The sequence below is a fragment of the Providencia sp. PROV004 genome, from assembly GCF_011045615.1.
Taxonomy (GTDB): domain Bacteria; phylum Pseudomonadota; class Gammaproteobacteria; order Enterobacterales; family Enterobacteriaceae; genus Providencia; species Providencia rettgeri.
Genome location: NZ_CP042859.1, coordinates 3,859,250 through 3,877,352, shown reverse-complemented (window position 1 = coordinate 3,877,352; position 18,103 = coordinate 3,859,250). Strand labels below are relative to the sequence as shown.

The 18,103-nt window shown below is 39.5% G+C and carries 15 protein-coding genes and 1 tRNA gene; 6 read left to right on the top strand and 10 right to left on the bottom strand.

Annotation, left to right across the window (positions count from 1 at the left end; all coding sequences use genetic code 11):
* The first annotated feature begins 68 nt into the window (after window positions 1-68).
* Complete coding sequence (locus FVA69_RS17800) at window positions 69-722, top strand: response regulator transcription factor (protein WP_110731653.1); 654 nt, start codon at window positions 69-71, stop codon at window positions 720-722.
* Here the strand turns inward: FVA69_RS17800 and FVA69_RS17795 are convergent.
* From FVA69_RS17795 to aspA, 7 genes are all read right to left on the bottom strand, one after another.
* Window positions 700-3,903 (bottom strand): ATP-binding protein, encoded by a 3,204-nt coding sequence (locus FVA69_RS17795; RefSeq protein ID WP_226538027.1) that lies wholly within the window; start codon window positions 3,901-3,903, stop codon window positions 700-702. The genes FVA69_RS17800 and FVA69_RS17795 overlap by 23 nt on opposite strands.
* A 90-nt stretch (window positions 3,904-3,993) precedes the next feature.
* Window positions 3,994-4,335, bottom strand: a complete 342-nt coding sequence (locus tag FVA69_RS17790) for a helix-turn-helix domain-containing protein (protein ID WP_164529183.1) — start codon at window positions 4,333-4,335, stop codon at window positions 3,994-3,996.
* Between the two features lie 781 nt (window positions 4,336-5,116).
* Window positions 5,117-5,192 (bottom strand) — tRNA-Phe (locus FVA69_RS17785).
* A 126-nt stretch (window positions 5,193-5,318) separates the two neighbouring features.
* Window positions 5,319-5,891: a division control transcriptional repressor DicD gene (dicD, locus tag FVA69_RS17780; RefSeq protein ID WP_411268619.1), complete on the bottom strand. Its 573-nt coding sequence runs from the start codon at window positions 5,889-5,891 to the stop codon at window positions 5,319-5,321.
* Window positions 5,892-6,111: 220 nt separating this feature from the next.
* Window positions 6,112-6,405, bottom strand: coding sequence for a helix-turn-helix domain-containing protein (locus tag FVA69_RS17775; protein WP_004908080.1), 294 nt, complete (start codon window positions 6,403-6,405; stop codon window positions 6,112-6,114).
* 635 nt (window positions 6,406-7,040) lie between these two features.
* On the bottom strand, window positions 7,041-8,363 hold the full coding sequence (locus FVA69_RS17770) for an anaerobic C4-dicarboxylate transporter (protein WP_004258703.1): 1,323 nt from the start codon (window positions 8,361-8,363) through the stop codon (window positions 7,041-7,043).
* A 144-nt stretch (window positions 8,364-8,507) separates the two neighbouring features.
* The gene (gene aspA / locus FVA69_RS17765) at window positions 8,508-9,932 is read right to left on the bottom strand and encodes an aspartate ammonia-lyase (protein ID WP_004908081.1); all 1,425 of its coding nucleotides are present in this window, start codon (window positions 9,930-9,932) and stop codon (window positions 8,508-8,510) included.
* Between the two features lie 436 nt (window positions 9,933-10,368).
* Between aspA and FVA69_RS17760 the strand changes: the two genes are divergently transcribed.
* From FVA69_RS17760 to FVA69_RS17745, 4 genes are all read left to right on the top strand, one after another.
* Window positions 10,369-10,884, top strand: a complete 516-nt coding sequence (locus FVA69_RS17760; protein ID WP_004908083.1) for an FxsA family protein — start codon at window positions 10,369-10,371, stop codon at window positions 10,882-10,884.
* A gap of 163 nt (window positions 10,885-11,047) precedes the next feature.
* Window positions 11,048-11,341: a co-chaperone GroES gene (locus FVA69_RS17755; RefSeq protein ID WP_004908085.1), complete on the top strand. Its 294-nt coding sequence runs from the start codon at window positions 11,048-11,050 to the stop codon at window positions 11,339-11,341.
* 51 nt (window positions 11,342-11,392) lie between these two features.
* Window positions 11,393-13,036, top strand: coding sequence for a chaperonin GroEL (gene groL / locus FVA69_RS17750; RefSeq protein WP_164529182.1), 1,644 nt, complete (start codon window positions 11,393-11,395; stop codon window positions 13,034-13,036).
* Between the two features lie 418 nt (window positions 13,037-13,454).
* Window positions 13,455-13,799 (top strand): DUF4156 domain-containing protein, encoded by a 345-nt coding sequence (locus tag FVA69_RS17745; protein ID WP_004908089.1) that lies wholly within the window; start codon window positions 13,455-13,457, stop codon window positions 13,797-13,799.
* Between the two features lie 44 nt (window positions 13,800-13,843).
* Here the strand turns inward: FVA69_RS17745 and epmB are convergent, their stop codons facing one another.
* Complete coding sequence (gene epmB, locus FVA69_RS17740) at window positions 13,844-14,872, bottom strand: EF-P beta-lysylation protein EpmB (protein WP_004908091.1); 1,029 nt, start codon at window positions 14,870-14,872, stop codon at window positions 13,844-13,846.
* A 43-nt stretch (window positions 14,873-14,915) separates the two neighbouring features.
* On the opposite strand from epmB, the gene efp reads away from it, so the two are divergent.
* Window positions 14,916-15,482 carry an elongation factor P gene (gene efp, locus FVA69_RS17735; RefSeq protein WP_004258667.1) on the top strand — a complete coding sequence of 189 codons (567 nt, stop codon included), beginning with the start codon at window positions 14,916-14,918 and terminating at the stop codon, window positions 15,480-15,482.
* 78 nt (window positions 15,483-15,560) lie between these two features.
* Here efp and FVA69_RS17730 read toward each other — a convergent pair whose 3' ends face one another.
* Together FVA69_RS17730 and cstA are read right to left on the bottom strand one after the other, a co-directional pair.
* Window positions 15,561-15,758, bottom strand: a complete 198-nt coding sequence (locus FVA69_RS17730) for a YbdD/YjiX family protein (RefSeq protein WP_004908094.1) — start codon at window positions 15,756-15,758, stop codon at window positions 15,561-15,563.
* 248 nt (window positions 15,759-16,006) lie between these two features.
* Complete coding sequence (cstA, locus tag FVA69_RS17725) at window positions 16,007-18,100, bottom strand: pyruvate/proton symporter CstA (RefSeq protein WP_004908095.1); 2,094 nt, start codon at window positions 18,098-18,100, stop codon at window positions 16,007-16,009.
* Window positions 18,101-18,103 lie beyond the last annotated feature (3 nt).

The window sequence follows — 18,103 nt, the reverse complement described above, 5'->3', positions numbered from 1 at the left end:
AGTGTTAATTGACATTTTTTCTATGGTGTTATATTGAATATACATATTCTGATGCTGAGTATTATTAAATGAAAAAACTCAAATTAGTATTAGTTGATGATCATCCCATTGTGCTTTCAGGTTTGAAAGATACACTTTCTCAATCAATGAATTTAGAAATTTTAGGTGCCTACACTCAGGATGCTGAACTATTTTCTTTTTTGAAAAAAAATGAGGTTGATGTGATCGTAACTGATTATATGATGCCTAATAATACCCAATCTAGCGATGGCCAGAATTATATTCAATTTTTACGTCGTCAATACCCAAATATTGCTGTGATTGTATTAACGATGGTTTCTAACCCAATGATTATACAAATGTTATATGATTCAGGGGTGAGCGCGGTGGTGTCAAAAGAGGCACCATTAAGCGACCTGATGAAGGCTATCACATTAGCGGGGCAAGGCCGCCAATATCGTATTCCTGTTGCAGATATGACAACGACATTAAAAAGCCGTAATGCGATAACATTAAATGATAGGGTAAAGACATTATCACCTCGTGAACTTGAGGTATTGCGACTTTTTGTTCAAGGTAAGCCTATTGTTGATATTGCTAAGCAATTAAACCGCAGTGATAAAACTATCAGCTTACAGAAAAATGCCGCAATGCGTAAATTGGGTGTTGATAATAATCAAGCGTTAATCAGTTATTGCCTTACACACCATTTATTTGACTGATTTTTTTTATCCAATTAGCTAATTGATTGCAAATATTCTGGTTAACCTGAGTATCAATGTGTGTTGATGCCTGTGAATCTAATGTTGCCTCAAACTCACGAAGCTCATTAGCTAATTCACGTTGTTCAACACTAATTAATGCGCCACGGATACGGTGGGATAACTGCTTTATTTCATCAGTATTATTATCTTCGACAGCTCGGCAAAATTGAGCAATATCGGTAATAAAATGATGAATAATTTTTTCTCTATCCTCTCCATTTAGTGGGTTAATCATTTTTAGGGTTGCCGTTTCTAAAGTTGAGGAGGAGTAAATCGGGAATAAACGGTTGAATAATTGAATTAAGGTTTCTAGCTCTATAGGTTTTACAAGCCATGAATCCATTCCAGATTCTAGACATCGCTCTTCTTCTTCTTTTAATCCATTCGCAGTAACACCAATAATTGGACATGTTTCGCCTTCACTGCGTAGCTGTTGTGCAAGCTCATAACCATTACGATAAGGCATATTAACGTCTGTAAGGATGATATCGACAATTTCGTTATCCCAAATTACCAATGCTTCTTCACCATCATTGGCAATAAATACCTTACAACCGAGTAATTCAAGCTGCTCTTGTAGAACAACTTGGTTAATGGGGTTATCTTCAGCAATTAAAACGCGAAGCGGATATTTATGCATATGAGTTTGTATACGAGATGTTGGACAAATAAGGGGTAACTGTTCTTTATTATTTTGTAGTAAGAATAACTGCTGATTTAATTCGGATAGTCGAAAATTCATCTCAGGGCTTACCCATTGTTGTCCATCCCAATGAGTCGGCAGAGGAAACGATGGAATTAATATGCCGACAGCAATAACGGATGAGGTATCTATGGGGAGGCTATTTTCTGTGAAATAAACATTAGCTCCCCACCGTTTTAGCCATTGCGTTATATTTTCAGTCAATAATGGGTTTGGGGTTTGTAACCATATATTGGTGTTTTTTAGCGGCAGCCAATGTGGTTGCTGTATATCGAGAGCTAAAGGTAGTGTTACGAGAAACGAGCTACCAACCCCAGTTTCACTTTGTAAGCTTATTTGCCCATCCATCAATTTGATAAGTTTAGAGCAAATAAATAGGCCTAAGCCAGTACCGCCATAGGCATGAATTTCTGAATGAGCTTGATAAAATGGCTCAAATAATTTTATTTGTTGTTCAGGGCTAATTCCTACACCGGTATCACTGACACGTATTAATATATTATTATTACTTCTTTTAAGTTCAATAGTAACCGTACCCTTGTGGGTAAATTTAATTGCATTACTGAGTAAATTACCTAAGATTTGTTGCAGTCTAGCAGAGTCACCAATTCTATTTGCTTGTACACTTGGGTCAATAGTAGCAAATAGGAGTAACCCTTTTTGCTGAGCAATACCTTGATATAATTGAACAGTTTGTTGTACTAACTCTAATAAATCAAATGGCTGATTATGGATTTGAATTTGATTAGCTTCTATTTTACTAATATCTAAAATATCGCCAATTAATTGCATAAGTAATTGGGACGTTGTTGATATTCTCTCAATAAAATGAGCTTGTTGAGATGAAAGAGAAGTATTTGCGAGTAATTCTAACGTGCCGATTAGGCCATAAAGTGGGGTTCGTATTTCATGGCTCATTGTTGCTAAAAATGTTGATTTAGCTCGGTTGGCTTCTTCTGCAAGCCGCTTAGCATCATCAAGTTGTTTTTCAGTTTCTGCTTGGATGGTAATATCAGTAAATGCACATAAAATAACAGGACGCTGTTGGTAATAAGTTGCTGTACTCACAACATAGAGGACATGCTCCCCTGATTTTAAAGTTGTTTTAACGTGTTCTGTGTCAGAAAGAACCTTGATGAGTAATTCATTATATTCATTTGAGTCGTGGGGGGGTGCTGTATTGGTTATTTTTAGCCAGTAACGAGCTAACTCATTCGCGAAGCGTAACTGCTGGGTTTCTTTATCTATTACACATAAGCCGATAGGTGTTGTTGCGATAAGCGCTTGGTTGAATGCTTCATTTTCTAAAATGGCTTGTTGGGAGTCTATTGCAGGTTGTAAGATTTTTCGCTGGTACCAGCGGTGGTATCCCCATCCACAAAATAAACTAAAGAAAAGTGCAATAACTAAGCTGATAGGAAACCACAGGTTGTCTTCAAAAAAAGCAGCATAACTAATTCTATAATATCCAGTCCATTCGTCAGTTTTAGATGAAAGCTTAAGAACTAGGCCATCTTTGGTATAAAAAATACCTTCTAATGCTTCTTCCTCAGGCGCTTGGGTTGTGCCAAGTAACTGACCATATTTTGTATGAATTAGCCAAAATTGATGTGTGAGTGTGGGGTTTAACATTCGTTCCAGCACACTTAACCTAGCTTGGCTTAACATACTGACCGCATAAATATTTTTAGGGGAAATATGAGCATTTTGCCATAAATGTTCATCAAAACCGGCTGGAATAATCCCGATGAGAATATTATCAAAAGGCACTGGGCGTAGCCAAATAATTTGTTTTAAGTCAGTTGGTTGCGATTCTGAAAACTGGGCATGGATAGCAGGTAAATTTTTCCTGACGTTATCAATAACGGAATAATATAAATTTGGAGATATCGATTCATTTCCTAACACAGTGCCAACAGAAGGCACACTAATACTAATTTGGTCGTGCTCATTGACAAAAAATACAGCGGCTGCTGGGAAATAGGATCCCCCCCAAAACGTGGAATAATAATCAGCTAAATAAGCCCCCAGAGAAAATAATATGCTGGGCACTTTGGTGCATTCTAAACTTTTATCACAAGCTAGCGTGAATGGCATTGCGACTAAAGATTCTTTACCTTCGAGTAGGTGTAATGATAGTTTGGTTGGTAGTGATTGCTCTTGTATTGCATAAGTTCGGCTTTCAACTAGCTCTGATAGGTCTTGGTTTTGCTTATTTAACGATCTTAAAAATTTCTCTTGCTCATTGATATAGCCTATTAGTGACCTAAAATCGACTTCTAACCGCTTAGTTTCTTGTTGGACAATGCGTTCTGCGCTCCAAAATAATGTTGCTATTAGGATAAACAACAGAGGGAAGGCGACAGTGAGTATGCTGTTTGTGCGTCCTGATGTGCGAGTTATCCTTGAAAATGCAGTCGGAGAAGGGGTAGGCATAGTGCTGTTCTCATCGATTATAGGCAAACTCCATAATTTTCATAATAATATAAAATAAACAAATTAAACAATATTTCTTTATGCCAAAGGTTAGACAATTGCTGAATTATAATAGTCTTTCAAATCATCTAATTCCCAACCAAAACCATTTAAATTAGTGATATGGTGTGAAAGTTTAGGATGATGGCTAACGATATAGAATAGCCTATGGTAAAAATCTGGGAAGTTAATACCGAGTATAAGAATAAATTTAAACAATACATCTACGGTTAATGCATTTTCACCTCGTTCATAACGGGATAATTGCTGTTGGCTAATACCTAGCTCTTTTGCAATGCTCTCACAGCTAACACCTAACTCTTGTCGGTATTCTTGTAGGCATTTACCAACTAGCTGGCTGATATAATAAGTTGTATTTTTTTTCTTTTTCATGTGGAAACTTGACCCTAGTATCATTGATTCATAAAACTATGTTTATCTTTAAGAGTAAATTATGGCAAAAAAAAAATTTTAGAATATAAGGTATTCCTTAATTAAAAATAATATTAAGTCACTTATTTCAGATTCATATGCAGAGTCTTATTTTAAACATATAGTTTTTTCTTTTTATTTTTGAGAGCTATTTTTATTATTTAACAGTATGTTAAGCATTGGCTGTGAATTGCTCGGTAAGGTTTAGTTGACTTTATTGCATTAAGGCTTGGTTACATTCTCATTACAAATTATTATTATTTATTGTTTAATATTGTATTTGATTATTTTTTTAGCTCAATAGATGGGAATAAAAAATGATATTATGGTTTTTTAATGGTTTATTTGAATAACTATTAATATAAAAACTTATTTTTAGGTTCCTAAATGAGACAATAGGCCAGCAAATACACGTAATAAGAGTGATTAATGGCCGTTTAATGGATGAAATGAGAAAAGGGTGAGAATAATAATCTAGTTATAAGCCCTAGCGTTTGGTTTTTTCCTGTTCCTCCCTAATTATTTGGCATAAGTTAAGTTAATTAACTTTGGCTTGTGGTTATTTTTATATCTATATTCTGTTTATAGGCTTATTACTCATAGCTTGCAAACAGAGAGTATAGAGAAATAGGTGTTTAGAGGAGAGTAAAGGCCATTCCGTGTCTTTAGCCTAGTTAGCTAAGTATGAGTGTTTGAAAATACAAAAGCAAAAAGCCGCCTTTTGGGCGGGTTCTTTAAATAGTGGTGCCCGGACTCGGAATCGAACCAAGGACACGGGGATTTTCAATCCCCTGCTCTACCGACTGAGCTATCCGGGCAACGGGGCGCATTAAACCGTATTCAGCCGTTTGCGTCAATGCATTTTTAATAAAAAAACACTTTTTTTTACTGAGTGTTTTCTTTTTCAACAAAAGGTGTGTGTTTAGTATGCGTTAATTGGTTTTTTAGCTTAACGCTCCTTTTTTACGGCACAGTGCGATTGTCAGGATATCCTCAGAAAGGTGTTGTGCAATCTCGACATCTTGAATGTCCCTTTGTACTAATAAGCGGTTTAAACAGCCTTCGAGCACTAATTCCATTTGGTTAGCAACTAATTCCGAGTCTTCAATATCTAGCTCATCTAATAGGCTTTTTGTGAAATGAAACGAATTATCTTTTTGTAGGCGGCTTAATTGGTGGATAGGGTGTTCTGCATCTGGATAATAATTACATGCAGAAATGAATAAACAGCCCGGAAAACGCCCTTCACTGACTTTTTCAGACAATTGTTGGTAACGAGCCATTAATTTTTGTTGCGGGTTTAGGGATTCATCTAGCAAGGTTTGGCGCTGCCATACTTCAATTTGCTGGCTATGATAGCGCAAGCAATCATAAACAAGAGCTTCATCGTCTGGCCAAAACTGCCGAATAGTAGAGAAATCAGATTCAATTTCGCTGAGTAAATTTTCTGTAGATGCGGATAACCCTTGGATTTCCAATTGATTTAACGCATGACTTAAAATAATTTCACGTTGGATAGGCATTGTTAACTCCATCACAATAATGTCTGATTTTTCTCCATCATAACAATGTTCAATTGTGAATTATAGCGGTTTGCAGTGCTATCATGAGGCGCCGTTTCTGAGGTGAAATAAAATCAAATAAGAAATTGAATGGGTATTTTAAAGTGGGGAGTTTTAAGCACACAGGAGGGGGAAGAACCCCCCTGGAACGAACTTCATGGGTTTATATCGGGCTTTAATTGATCAATTTAGCTTCTAACGCTGCATCGATATAGTAATACTGAAAGACTTTTTTCATAAAGTCATCGATGTCATGTTTTCGCAATTCGAGAGCTTGTAAAATGTCCAAAAGACCTTGGATAGTAATGGCATTTTTACCTCTTTCATAACGGGAAACTTGCTGCTGGCTGATTCTTAGGCGAGAAGCTAATTGTGCACCAGTTAAACCAACCACTTTTCTGCGGTGCTTTAAAAAGGTTCCAATATAAACGGTTACATTTGTGTTTTTATTTCGTTGAGTATTTAGCATACCTCCTCCAAATATATAAATCTTGTTAAAATAAATTATTTTTGCTATTGAAAAGTTCTTGATATTTAATTCGTATTACTCCGAGTAATTAAATTATCATTATCAGATTTTTCGGGTGTTATTAAACAAGGATGAGTTAATGATTACCAATATTTATGGCGGATTGATTTTAAATTTTTGATAGATTATTTCTATCTTTGGTGCCTTCAATTCATGTGTCAAGAAAGATGGCTTAGCATTACCACCTGCTCAAGAATAAATATCAGAACTTTATTCTAATTTTTATTTATTTTTATTTTGTTATTGAATTTATATTCCACCTAGTAATTGTAAGGAAAAAAACGAGATAACTTATTATTGCGTAATTGTAGTCATTATTTGTTACAATTATATTTATAGCCTTAATATATATTATTAGAAAAATTCTTATTTTGATTTGTTTATAATCTAAAGTAATATATTTAAATGCATATTATTAAAAAATAGTTTGAGTTTTTTATCTAAATGGTTATTGTATTTTTATAATTGCCTACGTGACTTTATATGGGATAACAAAAATAATATGTTATAGGTAGGTATAAAGAACCCGTGCTATTTGCACGGGCCTGTATAAGATTAATTTTAATTAATATAAACTATAGGATCATACCGCCAAATAAGAAGCCGAATGAAACAGCTAATGCGACAGCGATAGTGCCTGGAATAAAGAATGGGTGGTTAAAGACGAATCGGCCAATACGCGTTGTCCCTGTGTCATCCATCTGTACTGCTGCAACCAGTGTTGGGTAGGTAGGCAGAATAAATAGGCCAGAAACCGCAGAGAATGATGCGATAGCAGTTAATGGGCTAACATTCAGCGCTAATGCCATTGGCATCAGAGCTTTCGCTGTTGCGGCTTGTGAGTATAGTAAAGCGGAGCAGAAGAAGAATATAACTGCTAACATCCAAGAATGTTCATGAATTAAATCCCCCGCAGTTTCTTTGATCCAGTCAATGTTGTGCTGTACGAAAGTATCACCTAACCAAGCCACACCTAAAATACAAATACATGCGCTCATACCTGCTTTAAAGGTACTTGAGTTCAAGATAGCATCAGTATTTACACGGCAGAAAATAGTGATTAATGTCGCCACAGTCAGCATGATAATCAAAATTGCATTTGTGGTGTTCATTAATGGTGTTTCAACAATCCCTAAGCTTGGGCTGTTAATGATGGCATAGCAGACAACGCCAACAACCCCAAGCAAGAACAGCAGTACAGAAGACTTAGCTCCCGCTTTGATTTCTTTAACTTGGCTACCACGCAGTTCAACTAAACCTTCAGCTAAACGTTTTTGGTAGATAGGGTCATCAGATAATTTAGAGTTAAACGTCCAAGAGATGATGAATGACATCAAAATGATAGCAAGGAATGTCGCAGGTAATAGAACACTTAGAAGCGAAATATAGCTGACTGTGTTACCTGCACCCACCATTGCTGGGTTTTCCATGACGGATGCCATGTAAACCACTGCCGCAGAAATTGGTGATGCTGTAATACCTATCTGTGCTGCAACGACCGCAGTCGATAATGGACGACAAGGTTTCACTCCCTGTTCTTTAGCGACTTCTGCAATAACAGGCAGTGTTGCTAACGAGATATTACCTGTCCCTGCGAAAAGTGTCAGAAAGTAGGTAACAATAGGTGCAAGGATGGTGATGTACTTAGGATTACGACGCAGTAATTTTTCGGTTTGGGCAACTAAATAGTCCAGACCTCCAGCAATTTGCATTGCAGAGATAGCGGCAATAACAGCCATGATAATTGAGATAACGTCAAATGGAATGGTTCCTGGTTTTACGCCAATAGCTGCGAGTACCAGTACACCAAGGCCACCGGCAAAGCCGATACCTATCCCACCTAAACGGGCCCCCAAAAAGATGGCCAGCAGAACAATAATAAATTCTACGGCTAACATAGTGTTTACTCCTCGACAAAATGAAAATTAAAATTATGAAACTGTTATGTTAATTATTTGTGTGTGTATTAATCAAAAAAGGCACGCTTTCTGTTGAGAGGCGTGCCTTTATTTTTAAGTATTATTTATGATAAACATAAATTTTTAGTCATCAAAGCGTTTTGCTTTATAAGCTGGGTGTTTTAAGTTCTCAACAGAGAAAATATCATCCAGTTCTGCTTCAGTCAGTAAACCGCGTTCTAAAACAACTTCGCGTACGCTCTTACCGGTTTCAGCACAGATTTTACCCACGATATCACCATTATGGTGACCAATGAATGGGTTCAGATAAGTGACGATACCGATGGAGTTAAATACAAATGCTTCACAGATTTCTTTGTTCACAGTAATGCCGCTAATGCATTTTTCTTGCAGGTTACGACATGCGTTGCTCATCAGAGAGATAGACTCGAACATCGCTTGGCCAATCGCTGGTTCCATTACATTTAATTGTAATTGACCTGCTTCAGCAGCCATCGTTACACAGATATCATTACCAATAACTTTGAAACATGCTTGGTTGACGACTTCAGGAATAACAGGGTTAACTTTTGCTGGCATGATAGACGAACCAGCTTGTAACTCAGGTAAGTTGATTTCTTTAAGGCCAGCACGAGGACCTGAAGATAGCAGACGTAAGTCGTTACAAATTTTAGACAGTTTCATCGCTAGACGTTTTAAGCCTGCATGAACAGTGATGTAAGCACCACAGTCAGAGGTTGCTTCGATTAAGTCTTCTGCTGGAACGCATGGTAAACCAGTTACTTCTGCTAATTTTTTAACTGCAAGTTCTGAGTAACCAGGAGCAGTATTCAGGCCTGTACCAATAGCAGTTGCGCCCAAGTTAACTTCGAGCAGTAATTCAATGCTGCGTTTTAAGTTTTTCTCTTCTTCTTTTAAGAGAGTAGCGAAAGCATGGAATTCTTGGCCGACAGTCATTGGAACGGCATCCTGCAGCTGGGTACGACCCATTTTCAGAATGTCTTTGTATTCTTCAGCTTTAGCTTCAAAGCCTTTTTTCAGGTATTCAACAGACTCAATTAACTTCAATATAGAATTATACACTGCGATACGGAACCCTGTAGGGTATGCATCGTTAGTGGATTGACTTTTGTTCAGGTGGTCATTTGGATTTAAGAATTCATACTCACCTTTTTTATGACCCATCAGTTCAAGACCGATGTTTGCTAGAACCTCGTTGGTATTCATGTTCAGTGATGTGCCCGCACCACCTTGGAATACGTCAACCGGGAATTGGTCCATGCATTTGCCTTCATTTAGAACAACGTCACACGCTTTGATGATGGTATCCGCGATATTACGTGGAATAGTGTGCTGTTCTTTGTTGGCTAAAGCCGCCGCTTTTTTAACCATAACCATGCCGCGAATAAATTCTGGGACATCGTTAATGGTGCGGTCGCTGATATAAAAGTTTTCAATCGCACGCAGAGTATGAACACCATAATAGGCATCAGCTGGAACTTCTTTTTTACCTAACAGGTCTTCTTCGATACGAGTATTGTTTGACATGAGAACCTTCTTAATTAGATTACAGTTACTGTCCGTTTATGCGCTTTAAAAATCGATACTTCGTAAAACAAAATTCACAGGTGATTAATATTGCAAAGTAAAACTTTACAAGCAATTAACACCGTCTACTACGTTGTCAGCATTATGATCTACTGATTTATGGGTAGATGATATGCTTTTAATCATCTATTGCCTTGAACCTAGATCACTATATAGTTTGATTTATGCAACAGATTTCACGTTGTGTGATATTCATCACAGATAAGTACCATTAATGAAAAAAATCCGTGAGTTGAAAAGCGTTATATCTGCCCCAATTATTATGGCTATACTAAAGAAAAAAGCGAATATTGATAGTTGTCTCTTAGATGCAGTTCACAAAGGTTTCCCTAGGGGCGTAAAATAATCGATAGCTTATTGAAATAAAGGAGAACTTGTGCGCTGGTTACCACTCATTCTGATATGTATTCTCGTTTACATTGAATCCGTCATTTTTGTGCGGGTTGCATCTGAAGTTGGTGTTTTAATGACGTTAATTTTAGTCGTTTTGACATCCTGCTTAGGTGTGTCACTTGTGAAAAATCAAGGTATGAAAAATGTACTGCAAATCCAACAAAAGTTAGCATCAGGTGAAAGCCCTGCAGCTGAAATGATCAAGAGCGTTGCATTGGTCTTAGCGGGTTTCTTGTTGATTGTGCCTGGGTTCTTTACGGATTTTATTGGTTTACTGTTATTACTACCGCCAATTCAAAAGCTTATTGTAATGCGCTTAATTCCTCATATTCGTTTCTACCAACCAGGTGCTGGTTTTAACCAAACGGGAAATGGCGGCTTTCAACGTGGCGATACTTTTGAGGGGGAATTCCAACGTAAGCAAGACGATCCTTCTTTTACAATCGATAATTCAGATAAAACAGATTCGTCAGATAAAGACGATCGCCCTAAACCATAAAACCATCCTATTTATGGGGAGATAAAAATGAAAAATTTTTTATCTCCCCCCTTGAAGTCCCTCTTCTTCGCCCCAATCTGCTCAAACATGGTACTAGTTTATTTAAGACATGCTGGTATCGTCCTTTTACCTAGTATGGACTTTATTTATAGGAGAACTATTAATGAAAATTCGTCCATTGCATGACCGTGTTATCGTTAAACGTAAAGAAGTTGAATCAAAATCTGCAGGCGGGATCGTTCTGACGGGTACTGCTGCAAGCAAATCAACTCGTGGTGAAGTTCTTGCAGTTGGCAACGGCCGCATCCTCGAAAATGGTGAAATCAAAGCACTGGATGTGAAAGTTGGCGATATCGTAATCTTTAACGATGGTTATGGCGTGAAAGCTGAAAAAATCGACAATGAAGAAGTCCTGATTATGTCCGAAAGTGACATTCTGGCAATTGTTGAAGCGTAATTTTCACTTAAAACTTCTCAACGAACGAAAAGAATTTGAAGGAAAGAGATAATGGCAGCTAAAGACGTTAAATTTGGTAGTGATGCACGTACGAAAATGCTTCGTGGTGTGAATGTTCTGGCAGACGCAGTAAAAGTGACTTTAGGTCCTAAAGGCCGTAACGTAGTTTTAGATAAATCTTTTGGCTCACCAGTTATCACCAAAGATGGTGTTTCAGTTGCACGTGAAATCGAATTAGAAGACAAATTCGAAAACATGGGCGCACAAATGGTGAAAGAAGTTGCTTCTAAAGCTAACGACGCTGCAGGTGACGGTACCACAACGGCAACTGTACTTGCTCAAGCTATCATTACTGAAGGCTTAAAAGCGGTTGCTGCGGGTATGAACCCAATGGACCTGAAACGCGGTATCGACAAAGCAGTTCTTGCTGCTGTTGAAGAACTGAAAGCACTGTCTGTTCCTTGTTCAGACACTAAATCAATCGCACAGGTTGGTACGATTTCTGCAAACTCCGACGAAACCGTGGGTAAATTAATTGCGGAAGCGATGGATAAAGTCGGTAAAGAAGGCGTTATCACGGTTGAAGAAGGTACTGGTCTGGAAGACGAGCTGGATGTGGTTGAAGGTATGCAATTTGACCGCGGTTACTTGTCTCCTTACTTCATCAACAAACCAGAAACAGGTGCTGTTGAGTTAGAAAACCCATTCATCCTGTTAGTTGACAAAAAAGTTTCTAACATCCGTGAATTACTGCCAGTATTAGAAGGCGTTGCTAAGGCAAGCAAACCACTGTTAATCATCGCTGAAGATGTTGAAGGTGAAGCACTGGCAACTCTGGTTGTTAACACCATGCGTGGTATTGTTAAAGTTGCAGCGGTTAAAGCACCCGGCTTCGGTGACCGTCGTAAAGCAATGCTACAAGATATCGCAATTCTGACCAATGGTACTGTTATCTCTGAAGAGATCGGTATGGAGTTAGAAAAAGCGACATTAGAAGATTTAGGTCAAGCAAAGCGTATCGTTATCAACAAAGACACAACCACTATCATTGATGGTGTGGGTGAAGAGTCTGCGATTGCAAACCGTGTTACTCAAATTCGTCAACAAATCGAAGAATCTTCTTCAGATTACGACCGTGAAAAACTGCAAGAGCGCGTTGCTAAATTAGCAGGCGGTGTCGCAGTAATTAAAGTGGGCGCAGCAACTGAAGTTGAAATGAAAGAAAAACGTGCTCGTGTTGACGATGCTCTGCATGCAACTCGTGCCGCTGTCGAAGAAGGTGTTGTTGCTGGTGGTGGTACTGCACTGGTTCGCGTTGCAGCGAAACTGGAAGCACTGACTGGTGAAAACGAAGAACAAAACGTAGGTATTCGTGTTGCTCTGCGTGCGATGGAAGCGCCAATGCGTCAAATCGTTACTAACGCAGGTGAAGAAGCCTCTGTTGTTGTTAACAACGTGAAAGCAGCAAAAGGTAACGAAGGTTACAACGCGGCGACTGACACTTATGGCGATATGATCGACATGGGTATCTTAGACCCAACTAAAGTAACGCGTTCTGCTCTGCAATTCGCAGCGTCTATCGCAGGTCTGATGATCACAACTGAAGCGATGATCACTGATCTGCCAAAATCAGATGCACCTGACTTAGGTGCTGCTGGTATGGGCGGCATGGGTGGAATGGGCGGTATGATGTAAGCCAGTTGGCGACATCAAGCTCAAGTAGTTACTAACTAGGTTAGGGCTACCCACCATAAGACCGGCATCGTTATATTTCTAGCGGTGCCGGTTTTTTTATTGATTTTTAATTAATAAATAACCATTAATTATTGATGAAGGTAATATATCAAAACAAGATACAATTAATGCGTTATATGATTTATTTTTGCGTCAATGTTGCTTCGCAGGTTATATTTAACGTAAGGTAAGTGGTTTGAATTAGCAAAGAATAGAGCAGGTTCTTGATTAATTTGTGGTAGACTCTATTCGGCTGGTGATGTGCGGCAATTATGACGCTGTATGTTAATCACCTCCTAGATATTTCAATTAGTAGGCTATTGGAACTAAAGAGATTTTCAAACCAGCTGCAAAAACACAATGAAAAATGAGGGAAAACATGCGAATTAAAGTCTTGCTTGGTGCTGCTGCATTATTGCTTTTAGCAGGTTGTTCAACAACAACTAATTTGACTGCGGCAGGCTCACAAGTTCGTTTTGTTGAGAATCAACCTGGAAGTGATTGCCAACTTCTCGGTCAGGTTGCAGGGACTCAAAGCAACTGGTTGAGTGGTGTCAACAATGAATCTAGCTCAATGCGCAGCGCAGCAAATGATTTACGTAATAAAGCAGCGGCGATGGGCGGTAACGTGATTTTTGGTGCATCAAGTCCAAGTGAAACCGTGTTATCTAGCTTCATTCCATTAGATAGCAAAATGGTTGGCCAAGTTTATAAGTGCCCCTAAAATGAATTCATAGCGCCCAAATAATTGTTTGGGCGTTTTGCTTTCTAGTTCTGTCTTAAGTTAAGGTCAAGCAGTGTTTTACTTGGCTCTCCCCCTATTTCCCGAGCGAGCTTAGGTACAAGGTACCCAGAGACCTTACTCAGTAATTGCTGTATCAATTGTCTAGCTTCGGTATCACTCACTAAAAAGTGCGCAGCGCCTTGAACTTTATCTAATACATGTAAGTAATAAGGTAAAATACCTGCATCAAATAAGGCATTACTTAAATTCATCAGAGCCGTCACGTTGTCATTAACTTGGCGCAGTAATACGCTTTGGTTTAATAATGTCACACCTGATAGTTTTAGTTTTTGTATTGCCTTGGTGAATGGCTCGTCAATTTCGTTAGCATGATTAACGTGTGTAACCATAATGACCTGTAACCTAGAGCTAGCAAGACGTTTACAGAGCGTATCTGTAATGCGTTCTGGTATCACCACAGGCAAACGAGTATGAATTCTAAGGCGTTTTATATGAGGAATCGCCTCTAATTGGCTGATGAGCCAATCAAGTTCATGGTCTTTTGCCATCAACGGATCACCACCTGAGAAGATGATTTCATTGAGTTCGGTGTGGTTTTTTATATAATCCACAGCCATCAACCAGTTATTTTTATTTCCTTTGTTGTCTTCGTAAGGAAAATGCCGGCGAAAACAGTAGCGACAGTTGACTGCGCAGCCACCTTTTACCAGCAGTAATGCGCGGTTGTGGTATTTATGCAGTAAACTTGGAATTTCATTATCCTGCTCTTCTAGTGGGTCAGTAGAAAAACCTGGATGTATATCAAACTCTGCTTTTGCAGTTAATACCTGCAATAGCAGAGGGTCTAGTGGATCACCTTTTTTCATGCGGGAAATAAAGGGCACTGGAACGCGTAAAGGAAATAATTTACGTGCCTCACTGCCTTCTTTCGATAAAAGATGATTTTCTAGGTTAAGTATTTGCAGCAATTCATCTGGATTAGTGATTGCTTCAGCAAGTTGTTGTATCCAGACTTCTCTGGATGAGGTATTTTGAGTTACAATATCGACCATTTTTTGGCTATGCCATTTTTAGTTTATAAATTAGAGGATCACCATGGCTACTTATAGTACCAATGAATTCCGCTCAGGTCTTAAAATCATGTTAGATGGCGAGCCTTGTGTCGTTTTAGAAAGTGAATTCGTCAAACCGGGTAAAGGTCAAGCATTCGCACGTGTGCGTATCCGTAAACTGATTTCTAACAAACTGTTGGAAAAAACATTTAAGTCTACTGACTCTGTTGAAGGTGCAGATGTCATGGATATGAACTTAACTTACCTATACAACGACGGTGAGTTCTGGCATTTCATGAACAACGAAACTTTTGAACAGTTAGCAGCGGACGAAAAAACCGTTGGCGATAACGCGAAATGGTTAGTTGACCAAGCAGAATGTATTTTAACACTGTGGGACGGCCGTCCTATCGCGGTAACTCCACCTAACTTTGTTGAGTTAGAAATTACCGATACTGACCCAGGCCTGAAAGGGGATACCGCAGGTACAGGTGGTAAACCTGCAACACTGAGCACTGGCGCAGTGGTTAAGGTTCCTCTGTTTGTTCAGATCGGTGAAGTTATCCGTGTTGATACTCGTTCAGGTGAGTATGTTTCACGCGTAAAATAACGGTTGATCCTATACTGAATCGTTAAAAATAAAAAGCCGTGGTACTCGACCACGGCTTTTTTTGTCTATTTTAAGTGATTAACAGCACTTAAACCCACCTTTGCCACCGTAACGTGCGTCTTGACGCTCTTTGAAAAATTCTTCATAGGTCATAGGCGTTTGGTCAGGGTGTGTTCTTTGCATATGAGCGACATAGTTGTCGTAATCGGGAACGCCAACCATCATTTTTGCCGCTTGGCCTAGGTAGCGGGCCGCTTTTCCCAGTTCTCCAAACATAAATCCTCGTCATATTTTGTGTTGTAGCGGTGTTGGCTTCACTTGTTAACCCTAGTCACATACTGTTATGTATGCTCCTAGTTTCTCCTTCATATTTCACGCTGTTGCTGCGTTGGCTTCATTCGCTAACCCTAGTCACATACTGGAGTATGCTCCTAGGGATTATCTTCTTTGCCGCCTTGCTCCAACGTGAATTATTTTGGAGAAAGAGTATATGTCCTAAACAGTGACAAGCTTTTCCGCGAAAATCAATGATGGCGCGTATTTGCCACGATTTCTTCATAGTTGGCTGGCATGGGTTCATATGGTACTTCATTCGCAGTTGGTTGGTCAGATTTTAATGCCTTCAACGCGGTGCGGATGGAGAATAGAGCCAGTAATACCACGACAATCATAAAGAAAATAGTTAACCCTGCATCTAAGCGGTTATTGAAAATTAACTGAGTTAATTGAGACTCTGTATATTGAACAGGAATATTGCCGCTATCAATCATCGCTTGGAATTTATTTGCTACAGCTAAGAAACCGACGCGGGCATCTTCACTGAAGGTTTTTTCCCAGCCTGCAGTCATCGTGCAGATTAACAGCCATGCTGTTGGTACTAAAGCGACCCATGCATATCTTTGGCGCTTCATTTTGAACAGTACCACAGCACACAGCATTAATGCCATACCTGCTAACATTTGGTTCGCGATACCAAACAATGGCCACAAGGTGTTAATACCACCAAGTGGGTCGACAACGCCTTGGTGGAGGAAATAACCCCAAGCTAGCACACACAGTGCAGTTGCTATCAAGTTGGCGGGTAGCGAATCCGTACGTTTCAAAGATGGAGACACCACTCCCAGTAAATCTTGTAGCATAAAACGTGCTGCTCGGGTTCCTGCATCCACCGCGGTTAAAATAAATAATGCTTCAAATAATATGGCAAAGTGGTACCAGAATGCCACATTCATCAAGCCGCCAAGCGCACCGTGAAGAATATACGCCATCCCAACTGCCAGTGTTGGCGCACCGCCTGCCCGTGAAATAATACTGGTTTCACCCACGTCATTCGCAATGCTGTTGAGCTGCTCAGGAGTGATTTGGAAGCCCCAACTACTGACAACTTGGGCCGCAGAGGCGACCACATCTTGCGTACCTGCGGGAGCTAACATCGCCATGGGACTATTCATGGCAAAATAAACACCCGGGTCAATCACACAAGCGGCAACCAATGCCATAATTGCTACGAAAGATTCCATTAACATGCCACCATAGCCAATAAAGCAAGCTTGGTTTTCATTAGCCAACATTTTTGGTGTGGTGCCTGATGAAATCAGTGCATGGAAGCCAGAAACGGCGCCACAAGCAATCGTAATAAATAAGAATGGAAACAAATCACCTGCCCAAACTGGGCCTGTACCATCAATATATTTCGTTAACGATGGCATCTGTAAGTTTGGATTGAGAATTAAAATACCAATTGCCAATCCAATGATAGTCCCGATTTTTAAAAAGGTTGATAGATAGTCGCGGGGAGCGAGTAATAGCCAAACTGGCAAAACGGCAGCAACAAAGCCATAACCGACTAACATCCAAGTGAGTTGAACACCTGTATAGTCAAAGTAAGGTGCCCAAGTTTCGCTTTCAGCAACCCAACCCCCTGAGATAATTGCAAATACAAGAAAAACTAGCCCAATAATAGAAACTTCACCAATGCGTCCTGGGCGGATATAACGGGTATAAATACCCATAAAAATCGCTAAAGGAATAGTAAAGGCAACCGTATAAGTTCCCCATGGGCTATGAGTGAGGGCTTTTACGACAATCATGGCAAGTACGGCTAAGATGATTACCATAATCATAAAACAAGCGATTAAAGCCAGCACCCCTGCGGTATTGCCCATTTCTTCTTTGACTAATTCACCCAGTGAGCGGCCATCTCGACGTGTTGAGACAAACAGCACCATAAAATCTTGTACGGCACCAGCTAGCACAACCCCAGCGAGTAGCCACAGCATACCGGGTAAATAGCCCATTTGCGCGGCAAGAACAGGGCCAACCAGTGGGCCGGCGCCTGCGATAGCGGCAAAATGGTGACCAAATAATACTTTTTTATCTGTTGGTACGTAATCTAAGCCATCATTATGACGAATTGCAGGCGTCATTCGAGTTGCATCGACTTGGAGTACTTTTTTAGCAATAAAAAGCCCGTAATAGCGGTATGCAATCAGATAAATACATACGGCAGCGACAACGATCCACAAGGCATTGATTTGTTCGCCACGATATAAAGCGATGTAGCCAAGTGAAAAAGCACCGAGCAGAGCGAGCACAATCCAAATAAATTGTTTACCCATAGC